This is a genomic window from Pseudomonas sp. IPO3778 (genome assembly GCF_013386825.1).
Classification (GTDB): domain Bacteria; phylum Pseudomonadota; class Gammaproteobacteria; order Pseudomonadales; family Pseudomonadaceae; genus Aquipseudomonas.
The window spans coordinates 103,308-120,186 of sequence record NZ_JACARC010000011.1 but is presented as its reverse complement, the minus strand read 5'-3'; the positions used below and the strand labels follow the sequence as shown (position 1 = coordinate 120,186).

The 16,879-nt window shown below is 62.0% G+C and carries 17 protein-coding genes and 1 pseudogene; 6 read left to right on the top strand and 12 right to left on the bottom strand.

The genetic code is table 11. The features are described from left to right. Positions 1-56: 56 nt before the first annotated feature. Positions 57-1,052, bottom strand: a complete 996-nt coding sequence (locus HX855_RS03735) for a succinylglutamate desuccinylase/aspartoacylase family protein (protein ID WP_177085048.1) — start codon at positions 1,050-1,052, stop codon at positions 57-59. 74 nt (positions 1,053-1,126) lie between these two features. Here HX855_RS03735 and HX855_RS33150 point away from each other — a divergent pair. After that, a pseudogene (locus HX855_RS33150) lies at positions 1,127-1,639 on the top strand (TetR family transcriptional regulator C-terminal domain-containing protein); the annotation flags it as partial. Here the strand turns inward: HX855_RS33150 and HX855_RS03730 are convergent. From HX855_RS03730 to HX855_RS03700, 7 genes are all read right to left on the bottom strand, one after another. Next, the gene (locus HX855_RS03730; RefSeq protein ID WP_177085046.1) at positions 1,595-2,593 is read right to left on the bottom strand and encodes a DMT family transporter; all 999 of its coding nucleotides are present in this window, start codon (positions 2,591-2,593) and stop codon (positions 1,595-1,597) included. The pseudogene HX855_RS33150 and the gene HX855_RS03730 overlap by 45 nt on opposite strands. After that, positions 2,590-3,288, bottom strand: coding sequence for an ABC transporter permease (locus HX855_RS03725; RefSeq protein ID WP_177085044.1), 699 nt, complete (start codon positions 3,286-3,288; stop codon positions 2,590-2,592). Before HX855_RS03725 ends, HX855_RS03730 begins: the two co-directional genes overlap by 4 nt. Positions 3,289-3,295: 7 nt before the next feature. Further along, positions 3,296-4,000, bottom strand: a complete 705-nt coding sequence (locus tag HX855_RS03720; RefSeq protein WP_177085042.1) for an ABC transporter permease — start codon at positions 3,998-4,000, stop codon at positions 3,296-3,298. Positions 4,001-4,165: 165 nt separating this feature from the next. Further along, positions 4,166-5,002, bottom strand: a complete 837-nt coding sequence (locus tag HX855_RS03715) for a transporter substrate-binding domain-containing protein (protein WP_177085040.1) — start codon at positions 5,000-5,002, stop codon at positions 4,166-4,168. A gap of 24 nt (positions 5,003-5,026) precedes the next feature. Further along, entirely contained in the window at positions 5,027-7,021 is a 1,995-nt protein-coding gene (locus tag HX855_RS33630) for an aminotransferase class I/II-fold pyridoxal phosphate-dependent enzyme (protein WP_177085038.1), read from the bottom strand. A gap of 167 nt (positions 7,022-7,188) precedes the next feature. Further along, positions 7,189-7,950, bottom strand: a complete 762-nt coding sequence (locus HX855_RS03705) for a CDP-diacylglycerol diphosphatase (RefSeq protein ID WP_177085036.1) — start codon at positions 7,948-7,950, stop codon at positions 7,189-7,191. Between the two features lie 70 nt (positions 7,951-8,020). Continuing rightward, on the bottom strand, positions 8,021-9,004 hold the full coding sequence (locus HX855_RS03700; protein ID WP_177085034.1) for an aldo/keto reductase: 984 nt from the start codon (positions 9,002-9,004) through the stop codon (positions 8,021-8,023). A gap of 112 nt (positions 9,005-9,116) precedes the next feature. Between HX855_RS03700 and HX855_RS03695 the strand changes: the two genes are divergently transcribed. Together HX855_RS03695 and HX855_RS03690 are read left to right on the top strand one after the other, a co-directional pair. Further along, the gene (locus tag HX855_RS03695) at positions 9,117-10,037 is read left to right on the top strand and encodes a LysR family transcriptional regulator (RefSeq protein ID WP_177085032.1); all 921 of its coding nucleotides are present in this window, start codon (positions 9,117-9,119) and stop codon (positions 10,035-10,037) included. 67 nt (positions 10,038-10,104) lie between these two features. After that, on the top strand, positions 10,105-11,451 hold the full coding sequence (locus HX855_RS03690; protein WP_177085030.1) for a sodium:proton antiporter: 1,347 nt from the start codon (positions 10,105-10,107) through the stop codon (positions 11,449-11,451). Positions 11,452-11,454: 3 nt separating this feature from the next. Here HX855_RS03690 and HX855_RS03685 read toward each other — a convergent pair whose 3' ends face one another. From HX855_RS03685 to HX855_RS03675, 3 genes are all read right to left on the bottom strand, one after another. Continuing rightward, positions 11,455-11,595 carry a hypothetical protein gene (locus HX855_RS03685; protein ID WP_003217070.1) on the bottom strand — a complete coding sequence of 47 codons (141 nt, stop codon included), beginning with the start codon at positions 11,593-11,595 and terminating at the stop codon, positions 11,455-11,457. A gap of 11 nt (positions 11,596-11,606) precedes the next feature. Continuing rightward, positions 11,607-11,825 carry a hypothetical protein gene (locus HX855_RS03680; protein ID WP_177085028.1) on the bottom strand — a complete coding sequence of 73 codons (219 nt, stop codon included), beginning with the start codon at positions 11,823-11,825 and terminating at the stop codon, positions 11,607-11,609. 82 nt (positions 11,826-11,907) lie between these two features. Further along, a complete protein-coding gene (locus HX855_RS03675) occupies positions 11,908-12,453 on the bottom strand; it encodes a hypothetical protein (RefSeq protein WP_177085026.1) in 546 nt (181 codons plus the stop codon). A gap of 422 nt (positions 12,454-12,875) precedes the next feature. Between HX855_RS03675 and HX855_RS03670 the strand changes: the two genes are divergently transcribed. From HX855_RS03670 to HX855_RS03660, 3 genes are all read left to right on the top strand, one after another. After that, entirely contained in the window at positions 12,876-14,285 is a 1,410-nt protein-coding gene (locus HX855_RS03670; RefSeq protein WP_177085023.1) for a circularly permuted type 2 ATP-grasp protein, read from the top strand. Positions 14,286-14,287: 2 nt separating this feature from the next. After that, on the top strand, positions 14,288-15,238 hold the full coding sequence (locus HX855_RS03665) for an alpha-E domain-containing protein (protein ID WP_012724311.1): 951 nt from the start codon (positions 14,288-14,290) through the stop codon (positions 15,236-15,238). A 272-nt stretch (positions 15,239-15,510) separates the two neighbouring features. Beyond that, the gene (locus tag HX855_RS03660) at positions 15,511-15,936 is read left to right on the top strand and encodes a nuclear transport factor 2 family protein (protein WP_167664290.1); all 426 of its coding nucleotides are present in this window, start codon (positions 15,511-15,513) and stop codon (positions 15,934-15,936) included. Positions 15,937-16,046: 110 nt separating this feature from the next. Here HX855_RS03660 and msrA read toward each other — a convergent pair whose 3' ends face one another. After that, positions 16,047-16,742, bottom strand: coding sequence for a peptide-methionine (S)-S-oxide reductase MsrA (gene msrA, locus HX855_RS03655; RefSeq protein WP_177085021.1), 696 nt, complete (start codon positions 16,740-16,742; stop codon positions 16,047-16,049). Positions 16,743-16,879 lie beyond the last annotated feature (137 nt).

Below are 16,879 nucleotides of genomic sequence, written 5' to 3'. Positions count from 1 at the left end.
CGTAAGGGCGGAACCCATAGCAGCCGTTACCGCAGCAACGGATATGTATACCTCCACTAAGGATCCAACACCCCACCACTGTAGCTGTCAGACAACCGTGAACCAGTGAACTTGGCCACCACCGAACCCTGGGAGACCAACCGCTCCCGGTGCCCCGTCACCATGCGCCCGGTTTGCGCCGCATACAGAACCACCTCGGACGCCGGCTCCCCAGGCCGCCGGATAATCCGCGCAAACCGCTCGCCCTCTTCCACCTGCTCACCCAGGCCTTTTTCAAACACCAGCACCCCGGCACACGGCGCCAGAATGGTTTCCATGCAGCCCATGTCCACCACCTGCCCCTGCCAATCGGCAATCGCCGGCACTTCGTCGATCACCCCGCTGGCGCAGAGCCATGCCCAGAGTCCATCACCATCCCGCCCGGCCAGGGCGTCGCTCACATCCGCCTGCCCACGCAATTCAATCGTCGCGGCCAATCGCGGCTGGGCGTGATCAATAATGGTCTCTTCAAACGAACCATCACCGCCCTCATCCCAGACAATCACCACGTCCACTTGCAACGCCGCCGCCAGCGCCCGGCCCTCGGGCCAAAAGCTACGGTGGATATACAAGTACGGCAGCGCCTCATCATCGGTGTGCAGGTCCAGCACCAACTCGGCATCGGCGGCCAGTTGCACCAGGCTTTTTTGCCATTGCGCCAGGTTGCTGGCCGGGCGCTCCATGGCCAGTGAATGATCAAACCCACGGTTGAAATTCTGCCCGGTGGCCTCGTGAAAGCGCCCCAGCAACCGCCCCTGGCGAAACTGCCCGATGCCAAACGGGTTGGCCTGGGGCACCACGGTCACCGTACCCTTGAGCCGCCCCTGGTCCTGGCACGCCTGCAACCGCGGCAGCAGGTGGTGCAACACCAGCATCCCGGCGATTTCATCGGCGTGCACGCCGGCCTGCAGGTGTACCCGAGGGCCGCTGCCGTCCCCTTCAAAGCGCCAGGCGCCAATGTGCAGGGTGTTCCCGGAATCGCCGGGGACGTGCCACGAAAGGTCTTTTGCCATGCCGTTGCCCTCCTCTTGTTGGTGTTGCCGGTATATATTGAACGCACGTTCAATCATCTGTATTTACCAAGGGTGTGCCTGTGGCCGAAGACCGTCGCGACCTGTTGATTGCCGCCACCCTCACCAGCCTCGCGCGGGACGGGCATGCCGGTATTTCCGTACGGCGTATCGCCGCTGAAGCCGGTGTTTCGGTGGGATTGCTCAATCATCATTTCGGCAGCATCGATGCACTGATCGCCGAGACCTACCACAAACTCGCCAGCGAACTGACCACCGCCCTGTGGCAGGAAGTCGACCAGGCCCAGGGCCCGGCGGCGCGGCTGGATGCGTTTCTCGCCGGCTCGTTTTCCTCACGGGTCATGGACCCCAAGCTCCTCGGCGTGTGGGTGGTGTTCTGGAGCCTGATCCGCCATTCCGCCCACGTGAATGACTCCCATGAAAAAAGCTACCGCGCCTACCTGGAACTGATCCGCCAACTGCTCGACGACCTGGCACAGAGCGAAGGTTTCGTGATCCACGACACCCGCCTGGCCGCCATCGGCTTATCGGCGATGCTCGACGGACTCTGGCTTGAGTGGTGCCTCAACCCCGGCACCTTCAGCCCCGCCAACGGGCTGCACATCTGCCGCTGCTGGATACAAGGGTTGCGTCACGGAGCATTCGGCGCCGACCACGTCCTGTGAGGCGTGGTGCCGGGCGGTGAGCATGGCCAGGGTGCCGCTGATGGCGATCAGCACGGCGCCAAAAATCAGTGACACGTCCATCAAGGTGCCCCACACCAGGCTCGACAGCAGGAACGCCCAGATCAAACCGGTGTATTCGAACGGCGCCAGCAATGTCGCCGTGGCCCGGCGGAAACTCGCAAACAACAGGAACTGGCCAATGCCGCCCACCAGCCCGGCGCCGAGCATGCCCAGCCAGGCAGGTGTGGGCGGCGGTGTGTGCGTCCACGGCAGCGCCACCGCCATGCACACCACGAACACCCCGTTGGTGATCAGCATTTGTTCCAGCACTGAGGTGTTGTCGTCCACCTGGCGCAGCTGGATATAGGTGAAGGCCCAACACAGCGCGGCCGCCAGCGTCAGGGCGATCGGCAACGGGTCGACCATGTTGCTGGGGCGACAGGCAATCACCACGCCGACAAAACCGATGATCAGCGCAATCCACTGGCCGCGGCTGGCGCGTTCCTTGAGGATCAGCGCTGCCAGCAAGGTGACCATGATCGGCGCGGAAAAATACAGGGTGGTCATTTCCGCCAGGGTCAGGTCCTTGGCGGCGGTGTAATACAGCAGCCAGGCCAGCAGCGATAACAGCCCCCGGATGATCAACAGTTTGCGGCTGACCGAGTGCCACGCACGCTTGAGCAACCCCATGCGTCCGGCGATCACGCACGCGGCCACCACCACCAGGCTGCGCCAGAACAGGATGGTAAACACCGAATAATCGGCCACCAGCCATTTGATCCCGGCGTCCTGCAAGGCCAGGAACGCATAGGCCAGCGAGCACAGGGCAATCCCTTGCAACGAGCGATCGGTTTTCATCCGGCAGACCTGCGCAATGGTGTGCCACGCCGCTCGGCAATGGCGTACAGGGCTTCAATCAGGAAGGTCAGGCACAGGTACACCCCGGCCACCAACAGCAACGGCTGGTAGATCTGCAAGGTCTGGGCACGCACCACGTTGGCGGCGCCGAGCAGGTCGACCACCGCGATGGTCGAGGCCAGCGCGGTGGACTTGAGCAGCATCACCGTCTCCCCCGCCAGGGTCGGCAGCAGCAGGCGCATGGCCCTCGGCAAGCGCACGCGCCACAGCGCCTGGCGCGGGGTCATGCCAAATGCCGAGGCGGCTTCCATTTCGCCCTTGGGCACCGCCAGCAGGCCGCCGCGAATCACCTCACCGACGTACGCCCCCACCGACAGCACCAGGGCGAACACGATGTACCAGTAGCCCTCCCGCAGGAACGGCCAGAAAAAGCTGCCACGAATCATCGGGAACTGGGCAAACAGGCTGCCCAGGCCGTAGTAGAAAATGTAGATCTGGATCAGCAGCGGTGTACCCCGCAGCACGCTGGTGTAACCCAGTGCGCAACGGGCCAGCCACTTGCGCCGGGACAAGCGTGCCAAGGCCACCAGCACCGCCAGCGCGAAGCCGAACACGGCCGAAATCACCAGCAACGACAGGGTCGTCTGCAAGCCTTTGGCGATCAGTCCTGCGTAATAACTTATCCACTCAGGCATGTGCGGCTCACTCGACAACCGGCATCCAGCGACGAATACGTCGCTCCAGGCGCCCGGACAGGTAGTTGGAGGCCAATGTCACCAGGTAATACAAGGCGGCGGCCGTGAGGTAAAACAACAGGTAGTGCCGGGTCGAGCCCGCCGCCTGTTTGGCGGTGTACAGCAGTTCGTTGGTGCCCACCACGCTGATCAGTGCACTGTCCTTGATCAGGTTGATCCACAGGTTGGACATGCCGGCCAGTGCATACGGCGCCATGATCGGCAGGGTCACCCGGCGGAACAGGCCAAAGCCGCTCAAGCCAAAGGCCCGCGCCGCTTCGATCTGCCCGTGGGGAATGGCCAGGATGGCCGCACGGAAAATCTCCGAGGCGTACGCCCCTTGCACCAGCCCCAGCACCAGCACCGCCACCAGCGGGCCGCTGATGTTGAACTGCTCAAACCCCAGCCACAGCATCAGCGCGTTAAGCGCCATGGAGCCTGCGTAATACAGCAACAGGATCAACAGCAACTCGGGCACTGCGCGAAACACCGTGGTGTAACCGCGCATCAGCAGGGCAATCGGGCGGGGGGCATTGAGCTTGGCGCAGGCCACCACCAGGCCGATCAGCAGCCCCACGGCAAACGAGCCGGCGGAGATCTGCAGGGTCATCCATAACCCTTTGAGCAATGCGTTGCCCCAGCCTTGCTCGCTGAAGTTGAGTAAATCGAACATCGGCGCTCCCTATTTCTATGACAGGCGATGACCCTGTGGCGAGGGAGCTTGCTGTGGCGAGGGAGCTTGCTCCCGCTGGACTGCGCAGCAGGCCCATTTTTGGGGGGCGCTTCGCACCCCAGCGGGAGCAAGCTCCCTCGCCACAAGCACTCCCCTTCTACCGGGTCAGTTTGTGTAGGGGCTGTCACATACCTTGCTGATATAGGCCGGGGTATCGGCACGCTTGCACGGGCTGACCGACACACCAAACACACTCTGCGAGAGGTCAGCGTAGTCTTTGCTCACCAACAGCTCGCCAATCGCCTTGTCCAGGCGGGCCTTGAGTGCGGTGTCTTCCTTGCGCAGGCCGGCCCCTACACCACGGCCGATGACCGGGTCGTAAGGCACTTCGGCGATTTCGGCCAGGCCCTGGGCTTCAGGGGTCTTGACCATCATGGCGATGGCGATACCGTCGGCCATCATCAGGTCGGTGCGCCCGGCAATCAGGTCGGCGTTGGCCGATTCCTGGGTGTCGTAGTACTTCAGGTCAGCAATTTTCTCGTAGTACTTCTTCAGGTAGTTGGCGCTCACCGTGGAGATCTGCACGCCGATGACCTTGCCCTTCAGGCCCGCCGGTGAAACCTCGACGGTGGTGCCCTTGGGCCCGGCGATGCCCAGCAGCGAATCGTAGTAGGCGCGGCTGAACGCGATCTGTTTTTCGCGCTCGTCGGTGACCGACATCGAGGAGAAGATCACGTCGATTTTCTTCGCCAGCAACGACGGAATAATCCCGTCCCATGCCACTTCCTTGATCTGGCACTCAGCCTTCATCAGGCCGCAGAGCTTGTGGATCAGGTCGACCTCAAAGCCCGTCCATTCCCCATTGCCGCCCTTCACCGTGAACGGCGGGTAGGGTTCTGCCGCCACCGCGAACACGATGGGTTTTTCCGCTGCAAGCGCCGAACCTGCCGCCAGCATCAATACTGCACTGCTCAACCACTTTGCCAATCGTTTGGATTTCATGATCTTGCCCCGTCTTTTCTGGAGTTAGCGAGTCTGATGCGCGTTGACGAACTGCCGGCAACGCTCACTGCGTGGGTCGATAAACACCGAGTCCGGCGAGCCGGTTTCCTCGATCAGGCCTTGATGCAAAAAAGCGACTTTGGATGACACATCCCGGGCGAACGCCATTTCATGGGTCACCAGGATCATGGTGCGGCCTTCTTCGGCCAGGGAACGAATCACCCGCAGCACTTCGCCCACCAGTTCGGGGTCGAGGGCTGAGGTGGGTTCGTCGAACAACATGACTTTGGGGCGCATGGCCAGGGCGCGGGCAATGGCTACCCGCTGTTGCTGGCCACCGGAGAGGAACGCCGGGTATTCATTGCGCTTGGCCGCCAGGCCCACCCGGTCGAGCAAGGCTTCGGCACGCTCGATGGCTTCGGCACGGCTTTCCCGCAGCACCTGGATCGGCGCTTCGATGAGGTTCTCCAGCACCGTGCGGTGGGGCCACAGGTTGAAGTTCTGGAACACCATGCCGAGGGTGGAGCGAATCCGCACCAACTGTTTGGCATCGGCCACCAGCGGTGCGCCGGGGCGGCCGTAGTTGAGTTTGATGCTTTCGCCGTCAACGTGAATGCTGCCCTGGTCCGGCACTTCCAGCATGTTGATACAACGCAGCAAGGTGCTTTTGCCCGAACCACTGGCGCCGATCAACGAGATCACTTCGCCTTCGTGGGCGGTCAGGGAGATGCCTTTAAGCACCTCGATATTGCCGAAGCGTTTGTGCAGGTCGAGCACCTCGATCATCTTCTTCGCCGCTATCGGCTGCACGCTGATGATGGCGGCCGCAGGTGCTATCCGGGGTTCGCCGGCCAGCTTGGCGACGAAGCCGCTGATGCGCGCGCAGGCCTCGGCCAGGCGCGTTTCACCCAGGGTGAACGACAGGCGCACGAAGCCCTGGGCCGGTTCGCCGAACGCGGCGGCATCCAGCACGGAAACCCCGGCTTCGCGGAACAGGCGCCAGGCGAAATCCAGGGAGCTGAGGCCGGTGTCCCGCACGTCCACCAACACAAACATGCCCGCTTGCGGGGCGCGCACGTGAATGCCCGGGCAGCCGCTGAGGCCCGCGACCACCAGGTCGCGCCGACGTCGGTAGGTTTCGCGCATGCCCTGGGTGACTTCATCGTGGGCCAATATGGCGGCGGTGGCGGCCTCCATCACAAACCCCGGCAAGCCATACAGCATGCTTAACACCAGGGTTTCGGCGTGGGCAACCATGGCCGGCGTGGCGACGATCCAGCCGATGCGCCAGCCGGTCATGGCGTGGGATTTGGACAGGCTGCCAATTACGATGCAGCGTTCGGCCATGCCCGGCAGCGCGGCCAGGCTGTGGTATTCACCGTCGAACACCAGGCTTTCATAGACCTCGTCCACCACCACCCACAACTCATGTTCGATCGCCAGGTCGGCAATCGCTTGCAACTCCTGAGGGTTGAGCACCACGCCGGTGGGGTTGTTGGGATTGGAAAAAAATATCGCCCGGGTGCGGGGCGTGATGGCCGCGGCCAGCAGGGCCGGCTCGAGGCGAAAGCCCCGGTCGGCGGAACACGGTACCCGCACCAGCGTGGCGCCGCTGGCCTTGAGCGTGGCTTCGTAGGTGACGTACATCGGGTCGAGCACGATCACTTCATCACCGGCCTGCAACAGGCACAGCGAGGTGACGAACAAGGCGTTCTGCGCCCCGGCCACGGTGATGACGTTTTCAGCATCCAGTGGGCGAGCCAGGGACTGGCGGTAACGTGCGGCGATGGCGTCCCGCAGTGCCGGGCGGCCGGGGATTTCGGTGTAGTGGGTGTCGCCCTGGCGCAGGGCCTCGACGGCGGCGTCGGTGATGAACGCCGGTGTGGCGAAATCCGGGTCGCCCACACTCAGGATGATGATGTCTTCGCCCTTGCTGCTGGCCTGGAAGGCGGCGTGGTGAATGTCCCAGGCAGCGACGCCCTGCCCTGCAATTCGCTCAACAAAGGGTGAAAACCGCATGCCAGTGCCTCTCGTTCAATCAGAAAAAGCGCAAGCCCGCCGGTTGCCCGGCGGGGGGTTGCAGCCAACATAATTGAAACTGAACACTCGTTCAACGGATAGCGTCGCGGATGTCGTAAACAGTGGAAACAGGTCGTTGTGGTGGATACCTCCAGGTGGGCGTGAATTCAGCGGGCAGCCTGGGTCATCAGGTTGCACTGGTGGTCTTGCAGCTCTTCGGCGGACGCCAGGTTCCACTCCTTGAGCGTCAACCGGGTGGTCAACAGCACGAAGTTGCCGTCGGCCTCTGGCGCCAGCAGCAGGCTGTAGCTGGCCATGGCGTCGCCCTGGGCGCGTACGTACTCATTCAATATCGCCAGCGGGTCACGCAGGTCGAAGTCCGCCGCCGACAGGGTACGGGCGCTGTAGGTATGCCCCAGCAGTTTCACCGGCAGGGTTTGCCATTGCTCATTGAGGGACGCGGCGCTGTCGTTGAGGGTTTTGAACACGTCAGGTCGCAGGCAGGCGATGTGGATATGCAGCTGGTTTTGCGAACGGCCGTAGCGGGAGTTGATCGCCAGGGATACATAGCGGTCGTCAATCGGCGTGGCCAGGCCGCTGGACAGCGCGTCGTGGTGTTTCCAGGCCTGGGCAAAGTAATGGGGCAGCAGGTCCCGTGTCAGCGCGACGTCTTCGATGCCGGTGACTTTATCGGTGGGGATCAGCAGGTCCTGATAAGGCCCGTTGATGTCCTTGAGCAAGGCAAAGCCTTTGTCCGGGTCAACGGTGAGGCACGGGCTGGGGTTTTGGTGCTGGCTTTGGTCGGGTACACATTGGCGGCTGACGATCTGCCACAACACATCGGGATTACCCCGCCACTTCCACGCGCCTGCCACCGCCACCACACACAACAAACCACCGAAGATCTTGAATACGGTACCGCGCTTCATGCCAAAAACCTCAACGCCAAAGGGATGTCTTTTGTTGTTTTGCAACTGCAAGACATCCCTGTCGTGAAGGCTAACGTTTGGCAGGGGCCATAAATTCCGGCCCTACCGGATCTTTTATCGTGCTGGCCAGAATACGGTCGATATGTTGCAGGTCATCGGCCGAGAGCTGCCAGCCGAATGCATCCTCGATGCCTTTGAGTTGCTCCGGGCGACGGGCACCCCACAGGGCAATCGTCGGGCCCTGGTCCAGCACCCAGCGCAAGGCCAGGGCCAGCACCGACTTGCTGTGGCATTCGCGGGCGTATACATCCAGCGCAGCGACGGCCGCCAGGTATTGCTCAAAGCGTGGCGCCTTGAATTTCGGGTCGAGCTTGCGCACATCATCACCGTTGAAACGCGTGGCGGCGTGCATGCTGCCGGTCAGCAGGCCCCGGCACATCGAGCCGTAAGCCAAGACCACCAGGGCGTTTTGTTTGGCGTACGGCAGGATGTCGCTGTCGATCGCCCGCTCGAACAGGTTGTAGGGCGGCTGCACGGTGTCCAGGTGAGTGTATTGGCGGAAGTCGTCCATTTGCGCCGGCGAATAATTGCTCACGCCCACGGCGAGGATCTTGCCTTCGCGGCGCAGTTTTTCCAGCTCGCCGGCGGTTTCTTCCTGGGCCACCAGGGGGTCGGGCCAGTGAATCTGGTAGAGGTCGATGTAGTCGGTTTCGAGGCGTTGCAGGGAGTCTTCGATTTCCTTGCGGATGCGCCGGGCCGTGGCGTTGCGGCGCACGGTGCCATCGTCCCATTGCAGGCCGGCCTTGGTGGCGATCACGGCGGTGTGGCGCACACCGCGCAGGGCCCGGCCGATCAGTTCTTCAGATAACCCGAGGCCGTAGACCGGTGCACTGTCGATAAAATTGATGCCGCTGGCCAGCGCATGGCGAATGGTCTTGATCGACACCTCATTATCCGCACCGCCCCACATCGAACCGCCCATGGACCAGGTGCCCAGCGCAATCCGCGAGACGGCCTTGTCGATGCCCGGGATCTTGATGGTTTCGATACTCATGAAAAAAGCCTCCGCCAGAAACATACAGTAAAAAAACGATTACTCTAGATCATCCGTGGTTGAATCGGGCTCAACGCCGTGTGCAACCCAAACCCTATAAAAGGTGCTTGATATGGCTGCGTTCAACCGCTCCGAGTTGGCCGACCTTAATGTGTTCATGGCAATCATCCGGCGCCGCAGCTTCCGGCATGCGGCCCATGAACTGGGGGTGACCACCTCGGCCCTGAGCCACACCATGCGTAACCTGGAAACGCGCCTGGGGGTCAAGTTGCTCTACCGCACCAGCCGTGCAGTGGAGCCCACCGACGCCGGTATGGTGCTGGCGGAAAAGCTCAGTGTCGGCTTTGCGACGATTCAGGACGGCCTCGACACCCTGGAGCTGTACCGCGAAGCACCGATTGGCCGGCTGCGCCTGAACGTACCCCAGGACGCCGCCGTGTTGCTGATCTCGCCGCTGCTGGGCGAGTTCACCCGCACCTACCCGCAACTGCGCCTGGACGTGATGATCGAAGACCGCATGCTCGACATCGTCGCCGAGGGCTACGACGCCGGCATCCGCTATGGCGCCACCGTACCCCAGGACATGGTGGCAGTGCCGTTGACCGGCGAGCTGCGCTGGATCATGGTCGCCTCCCCTGACTACCTGGCAACGGCCGGCACGCCTAAGGTACCCAAGGACTTGCTCGCGCACTCGTGTGTGCGCATGTACCTGGGGGACAAGACCCCCTACAAGTGGGAACTGGGCAACGGCGCCCGCCAACAGCGCCTCGACGTACCCGGCCACTTCAGCGCGGCCGACACCCAAACCATCGTCGACGCGGCGCTGCAAGGCGTGGGCATTGCCTACTGCCTGGAAAACCGCGTGCTCCCGCAACTGGCAGACGGCCGCCTGGTGGAAGTGCTACCCGACTGGGCCTGCATCGGCGCGCCACTGTGCATGTATTACCCCAGCCGGCGCCAGTCACAGCCGGGGTTGCGGCAGTTGATCGACATGATTCGCCTGCGCACCACCGGTTCTGTGCTGCTGGAGTGAATCCTTTTGAACCTGCTGCGATTGGCCCGCCTCAAACGTCTCAGGACCCAGCGTCCAGGAGCCTTTGATGACCTTTATTTTATGGATGGCAGTGCTCGGCAGTGTCTTGCTGATTCTCGCCCTCACCTCCTCCTACCTGCGCTGGATGCCAGTCACCACCTCGGCGGTGTGCCTGTTGCTGGGCGTGGGTATCGGCCCGCTGGGCATGGACCTGCTGCACCTGGACATCAAGGCCTCCGCCCGCTGGATGGAGCACCTGACGGAAGTCGCGGTGCTGTTCTCGTTGTTTGTCAGCGGGCTGAAACTGCGGCTGCCCCTCCAGCATCGGACCTGGCGCATCGCGTTTGGCATGGCCGGCCCGGTCATGCTCCTGACCATACTCGGCACGTGCCTGGTGCTGCACGGGCTGCTGGGGTTGTCGTGGGGCGTTTCGCTGTTGGTGGGGGCGATTCTTGCGCCCACCGACCCGGTGCTCGCGGGCCTGGTGCAGGTCAACAATGCCCAGGACTATGACTCATTGCGGTTCGGCCTGTCCGGCGAAGCGGGCCTGAACGACGGCACCGCCTTCCCGTTCGTGATCTTCGGGCTGATGTTCATGCAACACGGCGGGTTTGACGGTGACTGGCTCGGCGGCTGGGTCTTGAAGAACCTGATCTGGGCGGTACCGGCCGGCCTGTTGACCGGCTACTGGATGGGCCGGGGCATCGGTCGGCTGACCCTCAAGATGCGCATCACCAATGCCGACAGCACCCTGTCGCCGAATGATTACCTGACGCTGGCCTTGATTGCCCTGGCCTACGTGGTGGCCGAGGCCATCGGCGGCTATGGGTTTCTGTCGGTATTTGCCGCCGGCCTCGGGCTGCGCCAGGCAGAGTTCAAGTCCACGGGCAATTCGCAAATCCCTGCCGAGCATCTGGCAAAACCGTTGGTGGGCCATATGGAGGTGGAACCCGAGCAGGCATTGCACGGTGACGTCGGGGAGTTGCAAGACACCCAGATCGCCGCAGGCGTGATGATGGGCGACATGCTCGCCTTTGGCAGCCTGGTGGAACGTTCCATGGAGGTGTTTCTGGTGACCCTGCTGGGGGTGGTGCTGGTCAGCCACTGGGACTGGCGGGCGCTGGTGGTGGGTGCGTTGCTGTTTTGCGTGATTCGCCCGCTCAGTGTGCTGTCGATGCCTTGGGGCAGCCTGCTGGATCGCCATCAACGGGGGCTGGTGGGCTGGTTCGGGATTCGCGGGATCGGCAGTATTTACTACCTGTTCTACGCCATCAACCATGGGCTGGTGGGCACCAGCAGCGCCGTGGCGGTGAACCTGACGCTATCGGTGATAGCCCTGAGCATCGTCGTTCATGGCCTTAGCACGCAGCCCATGCTGGTGTGGTATGAACGGCGTGCCCAGGTGCACACATGAGGCTTATTCCTGGTTTTCAGTGTTGCCGACGTCGGCCGCATCATCCAGGTCGTTAAGCGGTACTTCGGCATCATCCATCAGTGAGCCCGGGTCTTCATTGCCCGGGTCATTGAGTTCATCGTCTTCGTCTATTTCAACTGACATGACCGTCTCCTCTAACCGCCTTGGGTATCGATATCGGCATCGGTTTCAGGCTTGGGCTCGCGCTCGGGCTTGAAGTCTGGACTGTAGTCGTTTTCTTTGGCCTTTGGGTCGGCGTCGGGTGTCGGGTCTTTTGGCGCGTCGGCAGCAGTGCCCGGCGCGGGCTCGCCGCCGTCGATGGCGGGATCATTGCGGCCGCTGACTTGCGGATCGTCTTTATCGGTTGCGTTCATGGTCACCTCTTCGCAGATTGGGAAAACTGGCCCTGCGTAAACGTAAGGTGCTGAACGCCGGGCGGAAGTTCATTCCGATTGGCTAGGAGCCTGGGTTGTCGACCTGGATATAGAACGCGTAGGCCCCCAGGATCACCCAGAACACCATGAACAACCAGGGTGCACGCATCGAGAACAGCAGCGATTTGCGATAGCCCTTATGGGACGACTCCGTCTCGCTGAACAGCGGCGACTCGTCGTACGCCAGGCCCATCACCGGTTCGCTGCGCAGCAGTTCGCTTTGTTTGTAGTGCCAGTGATCGATGATGTCGTAGGCCGCCCGAATGCCCGGCCAGGCGTTGAGGGAGCTGAGAATGCCCAGCATCGCCAGAAACACCGGCACCACCAGGGTGAACAGCTTGCCCCATTCCGGGTTGAGGTTGCCCATGCCGGACACAAAGGCGATCACCAGGAATGACTGGGCGGTGAGGTAGGCATCGGTGCGGTTGGCCAGGATGCTGGTTTCGTACTGGATCTCGCGCCGGTAGAAGTCGAGACGGTCCTTGGGTGAACCGAAAATCTTCGCGGAGTGCTCGCTGTGGTCGGTCAGGGCCGACTCGGGGTTCTGTGGGGAAATGATTCTGGGCACGATCAGTGCTCCACGCAGGTATTTGAAGCCCGTTAGAAGAACTGCGCTGGTGCAAAGTTCAAGTAATTGATGCACCGTTTTGAGGCAATCGAGCGCTCTATGTGGCGAGGGAGCTTGCTCCCGTTAGACTGCGTAGCAGGCCTGCTTCCTGGGGGCGCTTCGCACCCCAGCGGGAGCAAGCTCCCTCGCCACAGGGGAGTCGCTACGGGTCGATGGCACAGGCATTGCTTTACTCCTTCAATCACCCACCTGCCCCGCCTGATTACAGGAGCATTCGTTACCCCCCGACCCAGAGCCCACCCCAAAAGAAAGTAAGGACCAGGCCTGCTGGCACCATCAGCCACGGGCTCATAAAAAAATGCGTTTTCTAAAGCGGCAGTGCCACCCATGAGTAGTTCCCCGGGCACTGACAAGGTACTGGAATGGCTCGATCTTTCTTTGATGAAATGAATGATGCAAACGGCGTGTGCCGTGCGCACTATCAGGATTTCTCCCGCTGGCTGGCCAATACGCCGCCAGAACTGCTGGCCCAGCGCCGCCGTGAAGCCGACCTGCTGTTTCACCGCGCCGGGATCACCTTCACCCTGTATGGCGACGAGCAAGACACCGAGCGCCTGATTCCCTTCGACATCATCCCCCGCAGCATCCCCGCCAGTGAATGGAGCGTCATCGAACGCGGCTGTATCCAGCGGGTGAATGCACTGAACATGTTCCTCGCCGATATCTACCACGACCAACGCATCATCAAGGCCGGGATCATCCCCGCCGAGCAGGTCCTCGGCAACGAGGGTTACCAGAAGGCCATGGTCGGCCTGGACTTGCACCGCGATATCTACTCGCACATTTCCGGGGTTGACCTGGTACGCGATGGCGACGGCACGTACTACGTGCTCGAAGACAACCTGCGCACCCCCAGCGGTGTGAGCTACATGCTCGAAGACCGCAAGATGATGATGCGCCTGTTCCCCGAGGTGTTTGCCAAACAGCGTATCGCCCCGGTGGACCACTACCCCAACCTGCTGCTCAAGACCCTGAAAAGCTCCAGCCGCCTGGACAACCCGAATGTGGTGGTACTGACGCCGGGCCGCTTTAACAGCGCGTTTTTCGAGCATGCGTTCCTGGCCCGGGAAATGGGCGTGGAGCTGGTGGAAGGCGCCGATCTGTTTGTGCACGACCTCAAGGTATTCATGCGCACCACCGACGGCCCGAAGGCCGTGGATGTGATTTACCGCCGTATCGACGACGCGTTCCTCGACCCGCAGGCCTTCAACCCCGACTCGATGCTCGGCGTACCCGGCCTGGTGGCGGCCTACTGCGCGGGCAACGTGGTGCTGGCGAATGCCATCGGCACCGGCGTGGCGGACGACAAGTCGATCTACCCCTATGTGCCGGAAATGATCCGGTTCTACCTGGATGAAGAACCGATCCTGCAAAACGTGCCGACCTTCCAGTGCCGCAAGCCCGATGAACTGTCCCACGTACTGGCGCACCTGCCGGAACTGGTGGTCAAGGAAACCCAGGGCTCCGGCGGCTACGGCATGCTGGTGGGCCCCGCGTCTACCGCTGCCGAGATCGAGGACTTCCGGCAACGCATCAAGGCCCGTCCCCACGCCTACATCGCCCAACCGACCTTGAGCCTGTCCACCTGCCCGACCTTTGTCGAAAACGGCATCGCGCCACGGCATATCGACCTGCGACCGTTTGTGCTCTCGGGCAAGGAAACCCGCCTGGTGCCCGGTGGCTTGACCCGGGTGGCACTGCGGGAAGGCTCATTGATCGTCAACTCGTCGCAAGGCGGCGGAACCAAGGACACCTGGGTGGTGGAGGGCTGAGTATGCTGAGTAGAACCGCCGCAGATTTGTATTGGATGTCCCGTTACCTGGAGCGCGCCGAGAACCTGGCGCGCATGCTGGAAGTCAGTTATTCGCTGTCGCTGATGCCCCAGGCCGGGCGCAGTGACGGGCTGGATGAGTTGGCCATGTCGCTGCTCAGCAGCGGCACCCTGGACAGTTACCTCGAACGCCACAAGCAGTTGGACGCCGAGCGCATGTTGCACTTCTTCGCCCTGGACGAGGAAAACCCGGCGAGCATCTATAACTGCCTGCGGGCCGCACGGGGCAACGCCCATGCGGTGCGCGGGCGGATCACGGCCGACATGTGGGAAAACCTCAACGCCACCTGGCTGGAAATGCGCAGCATCGCGGCTGGCGGCTTGGCGCGCCATGGCATCAGCCACTTCTGTGACTGGGTGAAACAGCGTTCGCACCTGTTTCGTGGGGCGACGTCCGGGACGATCATGCGCAATGACGCGTACCGGTTTATCCGGCTGGGCACCTTTGTCGAACGGGCGGATAACACCCTGCGCCTGCTGGATGCACGCTATGAGATGTTTGGCGAAGAGTCTGAAGAGGTCAGCGACCTGTCGGCACGCGGGTATTACCAGTGGAGTGCGTTGCTGCGGGCGTTGTCATCGTTTGAGGCGTACACCGAGCTGTACCCGAATGCGTTGAATGCGCGGTCGGTGTCGGAGCTGTTGCTGTTGCGCAGTGATGTGCCCCGCTCGTTGCATGCGTGTATCGAGGAGTTGAGCCACATCCTGGCGGACTTGCCGGGCAGTTACGGGCGCACGGCCCAGCGTTTGGCTGCGGAGTTTGAGGCCCGGCTCCGGTATACCGGAATTGACGAGATCCTGGAGGACGGGCTGCACAGCCGGCTGACGGAATTTATCGACACCGTGCGCGAGTTGGCGCGGGCGATTCATAGCTCGTACCTGGAAGTGGTCTGATGATTGATCGTTCTCACGCTCCGCGTTGATCGTTCCCACGCTCCGCGTGGGAATGCATCCGGTGACGCTCTGCGTCACGACGTCAAGAGCGGACGCAGAGCGTCCAGGGCGGCGTTCCCACGCAGAGCGTGGGAACGATCGTCGTCGATCGTGGCAGGTGTGGTGTGCGGCTCAATCATATAACTGTCAATTTGGATCATTGATCGGCGTTGGTGCCGCTCTTATGTTGGTGGGGTGCAACGCCCCGCCCATCATAAGAACAGGTGCCCGACATGTCCGACGAATTGAAGCTATCTCCCCAAGCCGCCCACAGCCTCAAGCGTTGGCACGCCATGCTGGTGGCCGGTGATTTGAAAGCCCTGCCTGAATTGCTCGCCCCCGATGCCGTCTTCCGCTCGCCCATGGCCCACACGCCCTACCCCGGCGCGCCGGTGGTGTCGATGATCCTCAACACGGTGTTCAACGTGTTTGAAGACTTTACCTACCACCGAGAACTGGCCACCGCCGACGGCCAAAGCGTGGTGCTGGAGTTCAGCGCCCGGGTGGGTGACAAGCAACTCAAGGGCATCGACCTGATTCGCTTTAACGAGCAAGGGCAGATCATCGAGTTTGAAGTGATGATCCGCCCCTTGAGCGGGCTGCAAGCCCTGGGTGAAGAGATGGGCCGGCGCCTGGCGCCTTACCTGGCAAAATTGTAGGAGCGAGCTTGCTCGCGAAAAACTTGAAGGCGCCGCTCCCCTCCAGACAGCCATCCAGCCAGCCAGCCAGCCAGCGTTATCGTTAACGACCTTCGCGAGCAAGCGTGCTCCTACTGGTTCTTCACCAGCACCGGTTCTGCCCGGTATTGGTCGGGGAACAGTTTTTTCAGCTGGGCCACCTTGGGCAGGTCGTTGATCACGATGTACGGGTACGACGGATTCTCGGTCAGGAAGTCCTGGTGGTAGGACTCTGCCGGGTAGAACGCCTTGCCCATTTCGATTTTGGTCACGATCGGCTTATCAAAGGACTTGGCGGCGTCGAGCTGGGCGATGTAGGCCTGGGCGACTTTTTGCTGTTCAGCGTTCTGGGCAAAGATCGCCGAGCGGTACTGGGTGCCGCTGTCCGGGCCCTGGCGGTTGAGTTCCGTGGGGTTGTGGGCCACCGAGAAGTAGATCTGCAGCAACTTGCCGTAGCTGACCTTGCTCGGGTCGTAGGTCACCGAGACGGATTCGGCGTGGCCGGTATCGCCGCCGCTGACGCTGTCGTACTGGGCGGTGCCCGCTGCGCCGCCGTCATAGCCGGACACGGCGTTTTTCACCCCCTGTACATGCTGGAACACACCCTGCACGCCCCAGAAACAGCCGCCGGCGAAGACCGCGGTTTGCAGGTTGCCGGCGTCTGCCGGCAGGTCCATGGCCGGTGGTGCGATGGCCACCGCGTCGTCGGACGGGCCGAAAGAGAACGCCGAGGCGTGGCCGACGAAGGCAGCAAACGCGAGGGCCGGTAAGTAATTAAGCAGTTTCATCTCATTCACTCCAAGACATCAGAATAAACACGGTCAACGGTGGGAGCTGGCTTGCCTGCGATGGCGGTGGTGAATTCAACATCGCTATCGCAGGCAAGCCAGCTCCCACATTGATTGGGTTTTCAGTTCAAGCGTTA